The sequence below is a fragment of the Rhizobium sp. SEMIA 4085 genome (assembly GCF_013004495.1).
Lineage (GTDB): Bacteria > Pseudomonadota > Alphaproteobacteria > Rhizobiales > Rhizobiaceae > Rhizobium > Rhizobium gallicum.
On the sequence record NZ_JABEPH010000177.1, the window covers coordinates 1 to 12,167 of the forward strand.

The window sequence follows — 12,167 nt, forward strand, 5'->3', positions numbered from 1 at the left end:
GGCTTATACTTCACCTGCAGCCTCCGACGCAGCACCAGGAATGACGTCCGGGTTCCATTCAATTCCTCTTTTGCTCCAACCGCGAACATGCCCGCTGGCCTTCAGCGCCGCCCGTCGCCCGCGTCGGCGACCGCAGTCTGTCTACATGCCCTGAATACTCACCTGAGCCGCGCATTCGCACGGAGCCGACGGGTCCTGGGCCTGGGCTGAACCAGGCGTCGGCATCCCAAGTCCGGTCACGAATTCTATTTCAAGCTGCACCCAAATCGGCTCGGACCTGGAGAACATGCCTTATTCACGCAACGGCAAAGGGGTGAAACTCCAGAAGTGTCGAGCGGCAGAACCTTGTTCTTAAGGTCGGTTAGCCGTCTCGGGAGCTAGATCCTTGCGGCGCACATTCAAAGATTTGTTGACTCTCATCACCATGAGAACATAATAGGAACAAACGGCGGGAGTCCGTCCGTTGCAACCCATTGAGTATGGGGAGAACGATCATGCCCCGGCAGCCGATCAAGAGAGAATTGGAACAAGGCACCTATTGGACGCCGCCTTGCGAAGTTGCCATTACTGAAGCGCATCCACGATTGCTCAACGCGCTGAAAACCGGCTCGGGATTGGATCGCAAACGCCTCTTTGTGGCAGGCGCCTACGATATGGCCTTCGGTTCGCCGATGGGTCAGTTCGAGGTCGCCATAGATCGCGAAAGCGGGCTTTCCTGCGGCGTGTTCAGAACCATGCGTAACTGGGAAGATGTTTCGGGAAAACCTGTGTGGTTTACCTCTGACGGCGATCCGGACAACGCGGTCGAGACGGTTCTTCGCAGCGCCAAGGCGGAAGGGCTGGTTCCCTGATGCGGCCCGTCACAAGGGAAGACGCCGACTATGAAGTCGAGGCCGCTCTCGCCTTTCATGACGACGACGCCAAGGCGACGATCGCGACACTGTTGGCCGATAATCATCATTTGAGGCTGCAGCTCGCATTGGCGGAAAGCGCCCTGAGCCGTGGCTTGGTACGTGGCTGGCGTCCGCGTTTCGACCGGGACTGACATGTCGGAAATGAATGACATGCGAAAGTTGTCTCGTTGGAAGCTGAGCACGCTGCAGATGCTGGGCAGTTCTTCGTGATTACCTGCCCTTACTGGCTGAGGCTGCCGCTCGCTTTTACTCCGAGATCTTTCCCGAAAGCATGGTGACTGGCGTGCACCGCGCACCCCGGCGGGCAAAGAGGGCGATGTATTGACGGTCGAGTTCACAGTTGCGGGGATTCCTTGTCTCGGCCTGAACGGGGGCCGGTATTCAAACACAACGAAGCCTTTTCGTTCCAGATCGCCACCGACGGCCAGGAGGAGACCGACCGCTACTGGAATGCCATCGTCGAAAATGGCGGCGAGGAGAGCGCGTGCGGATGGTGCAAGGACAAGTGGGGCCTGGCAAATCACCCCCCGAATACTGACCGACGCTCTGGCGGCTGGCGGTGATGAAGCAAAGCGCGCGTTTGAGGCCATGATGACGATGAGAAAAATCGACGTCGCTGCAATCGAGGCGGCGCGGCGTGGTTGACGCTCCGTCCGCGTCTTGTGGGCGCCAGATCGAGGCGCAGGTCGGCCGCTTTTTCCTCGCTGCTCTCGAAACGAACATTGCAGGGAACTCCCGAAATTGATCCGCAGCGTTCCGTCCGGCGCGAAGGCGAGTTCGCCTCCCGTGCTCGCCCGGCGAATAGGTTCGTTGATGCCCGCTTCGAGCTTGCCGATCGTGCATCCGCATTCATGTTGCCCGCCGTCACCCCATGAACGGAGCTAGGAACATACGGCTATCTCGAAGAGCGGTGCCGTGGAAGCGTCAAGGTCGGAGGCCACTAAGCGGTGGTTCGAAGCGACTCCTTCACGGCAATCACGTTCTTTCCTGCCCGATGTTGCGGGCGCTGGCTTCAAAGCCATCGTGCACCTTGAGCGGCTTCAGGATCTCCTCGCTGGTGGTTGGCTTGAAAACATTTGTTTTTACGCTGGAGAACACCAACATTCTCGCCAGCAATGGGACCGGCGTGATCATATCTACCGTCCTGCTCACCGGGCGCGTCCACCTTGGGTCTCACTCTTCAAGCCGGCCGCGGCTCGTGGAAGCGGCACCAGCCATTGGGACTGATTTCACCTGCAACGATCTCACATGCATTTGGCTCCAGGAAATGGGTGCACCCGCCGCACCGTCGTCCCTTATTCGGCGAATTCTGGTAGCGCGCCATAGACTTCGGCGTCGTTCCAGCGCCGCGTGCGACAGGCTGGCCCGTCATGCAGGAGCCAAGCGCACCTGCACCGGTAACCGCGACGCCGGCCATCGTCACTTTCAAGAATTTCCGTCGGGATACCGCTTGGCTTGAGCGACCTTGCGCCGGGCCTTTGACCTCCGGACCACGATCCTTTTTCATGTTCTTGCCTCCCTATTATCGAATAGCTGTCAACGTTGTCGAATAGCGGTCAAATCGACTTCAGGTACTCGATCAGATCGCTCCTCTCCTCATCGGTGACATCGAGGTGACGGTCGTAGTGCCTGACGGCGTCCTCGAGCGTCGCGAATCGGCCGTCATGGTAGAATCCGCCTTTATGGGATCTTTCCGTGCTCCAAAAGGGCCCGCAACGACGCAGTCCGGTAGCGGTCGATCTCGACGCGCGACATCCGATCTCCACAAAGTAAAATCCCATAATACGTTAGAGTTTACTAAATTACAAAGCTTCACCTCACCTGCAGTGGCATTTCGGGAGAGTTGGGGAACTGCGCGAAGGCTGGAAAGCGATTGCGCATTGTCGCGATATACCATCTGCGATGGGGTCCGCAGGCCGACTTCCGCCCGAGTGATCCCAAGATCCGCTCAGCAAGGTTCGGGGGAACTTTTGCGTTCTTTCTCCTATTTAGCAGGTGTAGATTTGTGGAGAAGTCGGCCATGAATGTCAGCGATGAAAGAACCGCTTCTTTATGGGCGCCGATCAAAGTCGCGCCTGACGCCGTTCCACTCCCCCACGATGACCAAGTCGATGTCGTCGTTGTCGGCTCGGGCATTGCCGGCTTGTCAGTGGCCTACGAGCTCGCACTTGCTGGGAAGAAAGTGGCCGTCATCGATCGCGGCCAGATCGGAAGCGGCATGACCGCCCGCACGACCGCGCATCTGACATCGGTATGCGACGACTATTTTTCCGAACTCATCGCTCTGCGGGGGCGTGAGCTGGCGCGGCACTTCCACGAGAGCCAATCTGCCGCGATCGATCGCATCGAAGCGATTCAGGAGATGGAGGCTATCGCGTGCGATTTCAGACGCGTCGATGGGTTTCTGTTTCCGTCGTCTGGAGTGCAGGAAGCTGACCTCGAGCGCGAACTCGATGCCGCACTGCAAATCGGCGCCGCGGTCGAAAGAACCACCGGCTTGCCGTTTGCGGGGTTCTCCGGGGCACCCGCCCTTCGCTATGCCCGTCAGGCCACATTCCACCCGCTCAAATATCTCCGCGGGCTGGCCGTCGGCCTCCGCGCCCGCGGCAGCGTCCTTTACCGGGACACAGTGGTCGAAAAGGTCGAGGAAACTGATGGTGGTGTCCGCGTCGCGACAGCCTCTGGCTTTGTCGTCACTGGAAAATGGGCTGTCGTGGCGACCAATTCGCCGATCAATGACCGCGTCGCCCTCCACACCAAACAAGCGCCCTACCGAACCTATGCGATGTCGTTCGAGATCGGGCGCAATGTTATTCCGGATGGGCTCTACTGGGATACTGAAGACCCTTACCACTACGTGCGTCTGCAGCCGGGCGACGGCGAAACGGACTTTCTCGTCGTCGGCGGCGAAGACCATAAGACCGGCGCGGCCGACGACGGCGACGAGCGGTTCGCAGCTTTGACGTCCTGGACCAGACGTCTAGTGCCCGATCTCGGCGTCGAGACCCATCGATGGTCGGGGCAGGTGATGGAGACCATCGATTACGCCGGTTTCATTGGCCGCAATCCGGGCAACGAGCGGGTGTTCGTGGTGACAGGTGATTCCGGCGAAGGCATGACCCATGGCGTGGTGGCTGCTCTGCTGATCCGAGATCTCATTCTCAGTGGCAACAGCCGTTGGCGGGAACTTTATGAGCCATCCCGCAAGACGCCAAAGGCGATCGGTGACTACCTCGTGGAGAACGCGACAGCGATCAAGAATTTCGTCGAGTATATCGCCCCTGGAGAAATTGATTCCCTTGACAAGTTGCGACCGGGAGAAGGTGCCATCGTCCGCGTGGGCCTCACCAAGATCGCCGCTTTCCGAGACGAAGACGGCACGCTCTACAAACGTTCGGCGTCTTGCACGCACATAGGCTGCCACGTGCATTGGAACTCTCTCGAGCGCTGCTGGGATTGCCCGTGCCACGGTTCGCAATTTGCCGTCGATGGTACCGCCCTGAATGGACCGGCCGTGTCTCCCTTGGCTGATCTCCAATAGGGCTTTACGGCGCGCTCGAAATGCGGGACGCCGCGTCGCTGGTCTGCGTATGCTTGAAGTTGATGTGCAAAGGACCTCCATGGTCGCCGCACTCATGCGTGAAGGTATGATCAACAATCTCACCGATCCCAGGCACCGACTTCATGCACGCTTTCCTGCCGCAGCGCCGTTCTGCGACTTGGGCAATTCAGAAAATTTCCGTTCTTTGGTCTGTGAGCGAGGGCCCTTCAGCGCGTTTTCCCGTCGCCCGGCCTCATTGTCGCTCCAGCCAGAGGCAAGCTGTCTCTTGCGATTGGACCTTGGGGCGTCAGCTTCTCTAGGAGATGGCAAGGATCTCAAGCTCTTGATCACCTACATTGACTATGTCTCCAATAGCTTTGCCCATTAGAGACGTTCCTACAGGGGATGCGAAGGAAATCGACCCGGTCTTCGGATCAGCTTCATCTTCTCCAACGAGGCGATATTTCTGCACGCGCCCGTCGTCGCGACGAAAGGTTACCGTGCTCCCGAACGCAACAATGTCAAATGACATAGGGTCAGGGACTACCTGTGCTGTGCGAATTCTTTCGCTGAAGTAGCGCATGTCACGCAAGGGGATTGCTGCCTGCCGCCGTCGTTCATTCACGTCTTCGATTGTACTTGCGGCATCGTAGGCTTCACGAGCTTTTTGGCGCTGCAAATCCAACGCCTTCAATCCCGCTTCTGTAACCAGGTTCGGGTGAGGTGAAATCGGACGGTCGGGCAGCAGAGTTTCCGAAGCCGTTTCGGCACTTTCTTCCTTGGTGAACGCGGTGCTCAATCTCAGCCTCCGTTTAGACTGGCCAACGACATCGGCGATCCGTCACATGCGCAGATCGATTTTATTTTCGATTTTTCGATGGTCGCGAGCAGATAAGATACCTCTATCCTGGTCCGACGACGAGAGGATTTTTTCCGGATGGTCATATTCCGCATTGCGCCGCCCGCAACGGACATTGCGCGGCCCGTGGATAGCGGCCCTTTCTGAATGGCCGGAGGCTCATTGCCGGGTCGCTGTTCCGGCTCGCGCTGTCACGATCCCGATAGGAGCCAAAAGCTGCCCTGGAGGGTCGCCCAAGGCAGCCAGAGCCTCACGCAACAAGGCTCGGCCGCCACTCGCAGGCCGGGGTTCTCGTGAATGAGCTTTCGAAGGGGCCCACTTTCAGGAGCACGCACATTGCGTCGAAATCGCCGCTCGATACGTTTTCATCGTGCGACTGGATGGTAGTCTACCGAAATCCGGCCGCCTCAAGAATGCGGCATACGTGTTCGGGGTAGTCCGTCGGATCTTTTTCCTGCGTCCGTAACGCAGCGATGACATTAGGAATTTCCCCTCGGCCAAACCACCCCCCAATAGGGAGACAATTATGGGGGGCCGCAACGCGCACTGCGCTCCATTCTGATCGAAATTGAATGATAAACTAAGACCAAAGTCCAGCCACTTTCAGGCTTCGGTCCAATGTTCTTTGCGGCAAGCTTGATCCATGTTGTTGGCGGCCTGACGCGCACGGATTCGGTAAGCCGCGCGAAAGGTCAAGGGCTTTCCCGGTCCGCCGCTGGGAAGGCCCCTTTTTTTCCCAGGGACGCCGGCATCTTTGGCTCGGTCATGGATTCTGGACTTCCATGGATGCTCGGGCTATCTGCTTTCTGTCGTTCGAAAAATTGAATTTAGGAAGCAACCAAAATGATGAAAAAAATCGTTCTTGCCAGTGCATTGGTAGGTACCTTGGCATCCTGTACAGCGACCGAACAAGGCACCGCGATCGGCGCCGGATCCGGCGCCATCATCGGTGGTGTCGTCACCAATAGTTGGGGCGGTGCCGCTGTTGGTGCTGTGGCAGGCGGACTGGTCGGCGCTTTGATCGGACGCTCGACGGAGCATCGTGGCTACTGCATCTATCGTGATCGCTATGGTCGGCGCTATGAGGCCCGTTGCCGTTAAAGCGGACACCGCCAAGAAACTAGAAATAGCCGTCTCCTTTTTTTAATGAGGGGACGGTTTTCCACTCGGCGTGACACTCCCGGCCCTCGATGTCGGGCAAGGAAAGTGGTCTTCGGTATGATCCGGCCTGCTCCCTCAGGGACAGCGAGCCGGCAAAGCAGCCACAGCTTTCGCTCGCCTTTTAGCCAATGCAGCACCCGAGAAACCGGTTTTCCCGCACCATGCGGGCGCAGGCTAAAGCCTGCGTTCGCAAAGAGACGCCATGCGCCATTTCTATCGGGTCATGCTGATGACCGAAAACGCCGCTCTGCTCAGAGGCGCTGTTTTTTCCCTGCACTCTTGCCGTCGGAGCTTTTCGAGCGTTCCTCAAAACGTTCCGCCCCCTTCGCAAGGTCAGAACCCTTTTGGGCTTCGACTTTCTTTTCCTCTTTTGCGGCGCTTTTTCTCAGTCCGCGTGCGGCTTGCCTACCCTTTTCTGTCGGGGCTTGCTCGATACCCATTGTGTTTCCTCCGCGTCTTGCTGCCGCAAGCTCAACGGATAAATTCTGACTTCGTTCCACCGCGCCCCCTTGGCTATCTTATGCGACTGCACGCTAAGAGCGGCCCCGGAGGAATAAGCCGTGATGACCGCCTTGCCCGACAGATCCGGGGCGAAAAGCCAGCATCTGAGCTATAGGGTGGATCGTTATGGCGCTTCGCCGCGCGCAAGCGCGGCTGCCTGTTTGAGGCTGACGCCGTTAACAAGAGGATCGGCATGTCGATGTGCCAGCCGCCATTCGACGCCTTCGCGGCGGTAGACCAACGTAACACGCAGCGGCCAAGCCTGGGATGGCAGGCCGCCGACCTCGACATGGCATCGTTCTATGATCACCAGAACCGCCATGTCGACTGAACAGTAGGTTTCGACCACTTCCTGCTCGAACGTGCCGTTCCTGAAGAAGCGGCCGACTGCCTCCCAGCGCTCATCGGTCATCTGCGAACCGCGCGTGGGTATGCCGCCGAATGGAGACATCAGCACGTAGTCGTCGGTGTGAGGGTTTAACGCACGATATCCGTCGATGTCGCCGCGCATGAGCGCGGCGTTCGCTTCCGCGGATTGTCGGATAAGCTCTGCGATCGCCTCACCGGGACCGCACTCTTCACCACCGTCGAGGGAAGCGCTCAGGGCGATTTGCGAGAATGCGGGGCCGATGCCTTTTGCGTCGAGAATGGGACGTCGCGTGGCTGACATGCGGTTCACTCCAGTCCGTTTCCACCAGTGCGGGGCAACCGTATGCCGCCTCGCCCACTCAGGAGAGCACTTCAAGGATCCTGAATCTAATGATATTATTTCACCGACATGCTGAAACTGGTTGACCTATCGCGCACAGACCTCAACCTTCTCGTCCTCTTCGAGGTCGTGCTGGACGAACGGCATGTCGGTCGGGCCGCCGATCGGCTGAAGCTCTCGCCTTCGGCGGTCAGCCACGGACTAGGCCGACTGCGCCGGCTTCTGAACGACCCGCTATTTCTTAAAACGCCCAAGGGTGTCGTGCCGACGGCGCGCGCGGTGGAGCTTTCGGCGCCAATCGCAGAGCTCCTCGCCCGGGTAAGGAGCGTCATTTCGACAGCGGAACCGTTCGATCCCGCGAGCTCCGCGCGCCGGTTCACGATCGGCGCTCCCGACGGCGTCTCGGCGGTGTTCCTGCCCCCGCTTCTCGACGAGCTGCGGCGTACCGCACCCAGTATCGACCTCGGCGTGCGTCAACTGCTTCCCGTTCCGGGAGAAACGTCCCCCGAGCGCGCATGGCGCAACGCCTTCACTGATCTGGAGGATCGCGCGATGGACATCGCAGTCGTCCCCTCTGATCACATCCCAGCGCGCTTTCATTCACGCGGCCTCTACGAGGAGGATTTTGTCGTCGCAATGCGCGCCGGACACCCGTTCGCAGTTGATCCTACTCCGGAGCGATATTGCGAGATGCAGCATCTGGTGGTCTCACTCACCGGCGATCCTCATGGCTTCGTCGATGAAGCTTTGGCGAAGCAAGGCTATTCACGGCGCGTTGCACTGACGGTTCCAAATTTTATGTTCGCGCTCGCTGCCATTGCCGAGACCGACCTGATCTCTGCACTGCCAAGGCGGTTTGTCGCAATCCATGCGGCACACTTCGGAGTCGTCACTGTCGAAGCTCCTCTGCCACTCCCGCGCTTCCGGCTCAATGCTGTCGCGCCCAAAGTCGCGATGATGGACACCGGCCTGGCGTGGCTTTTCGGGATCCTTGGAAAAGGGGCAGCCGTCCGCATCGAAGCAGGATAGGCATCCACCTCGACAAATTCCAATGCCGCAAGGTTCGAGACCTCGCAAGACTAAAAGACGGCCTTAACGTCTGCACATCCAAACGAAAAGTATAGTAGTTTCGTTGGTTGGAAAATTGCCGGACTTTCTGCAAATCATTGATTTCTCACACTTTCCAAACACCTCTTCTACCACCCATGAATCCAGGCCTTTAGACTCTGATCGTGGTATCGGAATAAAGCCTTCGTTGAGGTTCGGAGGTCTTTGCTCTTGGCCGTTCAGGGAGTGCTAGGGAACCGATAGGGTCAACAAAAAGGCTTACCAAACGGAACCGAAAGGCAACCAAGAACGAACCAGAAGGGATAGCTTTTTAGTCCATGCTAACTGACCTAATGTGGTCCGAGGGCGTTTGGTGTGTTCATTATGCGCAGCTGACCGTCCAACTTTCACGCCATAGAAGGGATACGGGCAAAGGGGCAGGACATGACAGACATTCATTCTACGAGCGTTGTTGATGTCATTCTCCGGAAGGACCGGCTCTCGGTCATATCCATTCTGTTCGTTGCGGGCTCTATCGCTCTTTCCTTGTGGGGGCATGGCAGGAACGAGCCGGGTGAGGGTAACGCGGTCCTATCGATTGCGCCTAAGGCGTCGATAAGCGCACCATGACAAAGTTCTAGCGTGCATCATTCAGCTCGTTCGAAGTGTCCAATTCTTGTAGCGGAAACCCCGGTGTAGCTTATAAGCGGAATTCTATGCCCAGACTCGGACCGTGTTCGACGACGTCGAAGACGATTCCATCGTTTTCGTAGTTCACGCCCAGCGCACGGTAGTCCGCGACTGCCGAGATGGCATCTTTGAATTTGTAGCCGACCCCCAAGGCCACACCCAGTCAACGTCCTCCACCGACGAGCCCCCATCCCGTGAGATGGATTGAAGAAGTAGTTGCCCCTGATGCCGACCACGACGTCCAGGTGGCCCTGTTTGATCTTCGAGAACCGAGGGTTCGAAAGCAAAGGCTGGCGAAGCGGAGGGCCAAGGAGGGCAAAGCCATGTCCGACTGCCCGGCGGGACAAAAAACCGACCGCATTCTCAATGGCGGTCACGGCTTTCGGGTCGCGGTGCTGGTGAACGACTTCGAGAGCTATGGACGATCCCGCGGGTCCGCCCCCCGTTGATCTAATATCGAAGCCAGCTGATTGAGAGAAGCTCTTCAGGCTGGTCGGCTCCATGATGACACCGGCGGACGGGTCGAGATTTTGGCCCATTCGGCTGGATTGGCAGAGAGTGGACGCGACGATCGAGCACACAGGGCTTCATTGTCGAAGAGGGCGCGCGTTGGTGGTCGGGCGTGCCCAATAACGCCGCAACCGCTGCTTCATCCATTGGTGGGATGGATTGTCGAGCGCGTAGTAACATGCCAGCCCAACGGCGATGCAGGCAACGAAGACGACGGCGAAAACGCTCAGCTGCTGGCTAAGCGACGCGTCCTTAGGCTCAAACCCGATTTTGTCAAAGATGTACCCACAGTAAGCAATGGTGATCACATGCGAGAGGTAGAGCGCATAGGAAGCATCGCCGATGTAACGAAGAAACTCGACCTTCCGTTGTCTTCGGTTGCGCTCGCAAGAAAGTGCGCCAACCAACAGGAGTGCTGCGGGTAATCCCCACATTAAGACTCTTCGAGATCCGCCCACGGGCGGTCCCACCCAGAACGAAAGCCCGATACCTGCCACGCCCAATCCAATAAAAAGCATGTCCGCGTTTTTTGGAAGAGCCCTGCCGGAGAGGTACCAGACGGCGATGAATATGCCCGCGAAAAACTCCAACAGCAATGGCGAGGCGACCACTCTTAGAGAGGCGACTTCGCTGGAGAGAAATCGTGCGAACATCAAAGTTCCCAGGGTCACCGTGAGATAGGTTAAGCGATGCCTCTCCTTTAGCGCCAACCCATACGCGAAAATGAGATAGAAGTACATTTCTATGTTGAGCGTCCACCCCACCGCAAGTGCTGGTCCATCAGCTCCGTTCCGGGCGGAATAAGGAATAAACAGCAGCGATTTCGCAAGCTCAGAAACAGTCGGGGACGCCTCATCAAATGACCCCGGCGACAAACTCGCCCCAACCGCAAATATTATGGTGAAGAGCCAGTAGAGCGGGACGATCTTGATAATGCGATGCGAAAGAAACTCGGCTGGCCTCACATGTTTCCCGGCGGTCACCGACCACATAATGAAGCCGCTGACGACGAAAAACAAATCGACACCAGCCGCGAGCGGCCGCCACTGCCACCCGAAGATGAAACCAATGTGATAGACGGCAACCGACGTTGCGGCAAACGCTCTGAGATATTGAACCGGGTAGATCATGTCACCTGGTGCGCTGAACCTCGCATTGCTCATTGTCCCCCTCCTTCCGAAAGTCGCTGTTCGTCGATAGCCTTCACTCGTCGATCTGCCAGCTCAGCTGGCGTAGCGTTCGCCAACTTCCTGCCGTTTTGAAGAGGTTCGTGAATGAAGAGGCTGGTTATCTGCGCCTCAAATGGCCAATGCGAAGCCGAAAGGCCGTTCGATATCATAGTCAGCCGTTTTGTTCGTTGGGTGGGCTCTCTTGTAAAACGGGCTCCCGCGAAAGCCCCAAGGCCTTGAAATGATTGACGCGCTGGAGGGAATTTTTCAGAAGCATTGCCGGAACATTGTTTTCCAGCGTCGGCGTCCCCCGCCAGTGAAGTATGTCGACTACAGTCAGCCGGGTGTTTTGAGTGAGCTGCCAAAGAGATTGAGATCGGACTGACAGAGCCTCGTTCATGCACCGACCGGTGCCGTCCTGAAAGCGGCAGAAGAAAACTAGAGAGCGCCGCAACGACAGCAATCAGCGTGATAGTCCTTCTTCTCAAGCCAAGTTTCAACTTGTCACACCACACATTCGGCACTCTGCAAGCAGGAAAGAGAATGGTAGCGAATCCAAGACTTTCTTATAACTCGTCTAAAGTGACTACTCGGCGCTGACCTGCCTCATAAATTCGGGTATCAACTTAAGCGAAAATAGGTCGGGCGGCACTCGATCGATTGATCAAGGATATGTGCAGCCGTCAGGAGACAACCGCAGTCGAAGTCGGCCTGGGGACGAGCATGATCGAGCCCACGACATGGCAACACGCTGTTGCTTGATCGGGTTGAGGGTGTGCAGGCTCTCCATCCCGACTATATCCGTCGCCTTCCTATTGTCACACCGCGCTTAGATATCGCTATTCGTTCGTTTCTACAAAAGGTTGGATAGCACCCTCGATCGTGCCCTATTCGGCGACCAGGGGAAAAGGAAAGATGCCGAGGGGCATTCGCCCCGCGCGAAAGCTTGTCGCTAGAGTCTCACCTGGGACTGGTTGACACGCATTCGACCTAATCGCTGGCGAGATGGGCGACGTATCGCACTGTAAAATCCCCCTGGGCCCTGGGCGGGTCGGACAGCCAGCCA

At 57.6% G+C, this 12,167-nt stretch carries 11 protein-coding genes and 2 pseudogenes; 6 read left to right on the plus strand and 7 right to left on the minus strand.

Annotated features, from left to right (window positions below; genetic code table 11):
* The first annotated feature begins 494 nt into the window (after positions 1-494).
* The 3 genes and pseudogenes from C9413_RS18030 to C9413_RS18040 all read left to right on the plus strand — a co-directional run bounded on the left by C9413_RS18030 (position 495) and on the right by C9413_RS18040 (position 1,559).
* Entirely contained in the window at positions 495-851 is a 357-nt protein-coding gene (locus tag C9413_RS18030; protein WP_052451853.1) for a hypothetical protein, read from the plus strand.
* On the plus strand, positions 851-1,045 hold the full coding sequence (locus C9413_RS18035; RefSeq protein WP_040115935.1) for a hypothetical protein: 195 nt from the start codon (positions 851-853) through the stop codon (positions 1,043-1,045). Before C9413_RS18030 ends, C9413_RS18035 begins: the two co-directional genes overlap by 1 nt.
* A gap of 83 nt (positions 1,046-1,128) precedes the next feature.
* Positions 1,129-1,559 (plus strand): annotated as a pseudogene (locus C9413_RS18040) (VOC family protein).
* Positions 1,560-1,889: 330 nt separating this feature from the next.
* On the opposite strand, the gene C9413_RS18045 reads toward C9413_RS18040, so the two are convergent.
* Positions 1,890-2,048, minus strand: a complete 159-nt coding sequence (locus C9413_RS18045) for a hypothetical protein (protein ID WP_170250711.1) — start codon at positions 2,046-2,048, stop codon at positions 1,890-1,892.
* Between the two features lie 46 nt (positions 2,049-2,094).
* Complete coding sequence (locus C9413_RS18050; protein ID WP_052451855.1) at positions 2,095-2,421, minus strand: hypothetical protein; 327 nt, start codon at positions 2,419-2,421, stop codon at positions 2,095-2,097.
* 513 nt (positions 2,422-2,934) lie between these two features.
* Here C9413_RS18050 and C9413_RS18055 point away from each other — a divergent pair.
* Positions 2,935-4,455 carry an FAD-dependent oxidoreductase gene (locus C9413_RS18055; RefSeq protein WP_040115937.1) on the plus strand — a complete coding sequence of 507 codons (1,521 nt, stop codon included), beginning with the start codon at positions 2,935-2,937 and terminating at the stop codon, positions 4,453-4,455.
* 316 nt (positions 4,456-4,771) lie between these two features.
* On the opposite strand, the gene greA is transcribed toward C9413_RS18055, so the two are convergent.
* Positions 4,772-5,254 carry a transcription elongation factor GreA gene (gene greA / locus C9413_RS18060; protein WP_040115938.1) on the minus strand — a complete coding sequence of 161 codons (483 nt, stop codon included), beginning with the start codon at positions 5,252-5,254 and terminating at the stop codon, positions 4,772-4,774.
* Between the two features lie 903 nt (positions 5,255-6,157).
* Between greA and C9413_RS18065 the strand changes: the two genes are divergently transcribed.
* Entirely contained in the window at positions 6,158-6,415 is a 258-nt protein-coding gene (locus C9413_RS18065) for a YMGG-like glycine zipper-containing protein (RefSeq protein WP_022718096.1), read from the plus strand.
* A 311-nt stretch (positions 6,416-6,726) separates the two neighbouring features.
* Here C9413_RS18065 and C9413_RS18070 read toward each other — a convergent pair whose 3' ends face one another.
* Positions 6,727-6,915: a hypothetical protein gene (locus C9413_RS18070; RefSeq protein WP_040115940.1), complete on the minus strand. Its 189-nt coding sequence runs from the start codon at positions 6,913-6,915 to the stop codon at positions 6,727-6,729.
* Positions 6,916-7,100: 185 nt separating this feature from the next.
* Complete coding sequence (locus tag C9413_RS18075; protein WP_082046742.1) at positions 7,101-7,646, minus strand: DUF4440 domain-containing protein; 546 nt, start codon at positions 7,644-7,646, stop codon at positions 7,101-7,103.
* Positions 7,647-7,754: 108 nt separating this feature from the next.
* Here C9413_RS18075 and C9413_RS18080 point away from each other — a divergent pair, with 108 nt between their 5' ends.
* Complete coding sequence (locus C9413_RS18080) at positions 7,755-8,714, plus strand: LysR family transcriptional regulator (protein WP_040115941.1); 960 nt, start codon at positions 7,755-7,757, stop codon at positions 8,712-8,714.
* A 718-nt stretch (positions 8,715-9,432) separates the two neighbouring features.
* On the opposite strand, the pseudogene C9413_RS33480 reads toward C9413_RS18080, so the two are convergent.
* Together C9413_RS33480 and C9413_RS18085 are read right to left on the minus strand one after the other, a co-directional pair.
* A pseudogene (locus C9413_RS33480) lies at positions 9,433-9,667 on the minus strand (hypothetical protein); the annotation flags it as partial.
* Positions 9,668-10,009: 342 nt separating this feature from the next.
* Entirely contained in the window at positions 10,010-11,095 is a 1,086-nt protein-coding gene (locus tag C9413_RS18085; RefSeq protein ID WP_052451857.1) for an acyltransferase, read from the minus strand.
* Positions 11,096-12,167 lie beyond the last annotated feature (1,072 nt).